The 283-nt window shown below is 46.6% G+C and carries 1 protein-coding gene; it reads left to right on the plus strand.

Going from position 1 to position 283, the window contains the following annotated elements; all coding sequences use genetic code 11:
• Window positions 1-283: zinc ribbon domain-containing protein (locus JIG41_RS20290; RefSeq protein WP_199525341.1), on the plus strand; the 283-nt coding region annotated here is incomplete at both ends.

Genomic DNA, 283 nt, shown 5'->3' on the forward strand with positions numbered 1-283 from the left:
AGGAAAAGCCGTCTTCAAAATACCCGCCCCGCATACCAGTCAGGAGTGCGCTAAATGCGATCACACTCACCCCGACAACCGTAAATCACAAGAGCTATTTGTGTGCGGTAACTGTGGCAATACTGACAATGCAGATAACAACGCATCAAAGGTCATAAAGAAACGGGCAATTAACCTAATATTAGACACTGGAACGGTGTTGTCTGGCGATGGAGTTCTAATAACTCAAGCAGATAGTGGACGTGGAGGCAATCGTAAGACTAGCCGAGTCAAAAGCTCGACT

Origin of the sequence: Pseudoalteromonas sp. bablab_jr011, from assembly GCF_016464045.1 — a bacterium.
GTDB lineage: Bacteria > Pseudomonadota > Gammaproteobacteria > Enterobacterales > Alteromonadaceae > Pseudoalteromonas > Pseudoalteromonas lipolytica.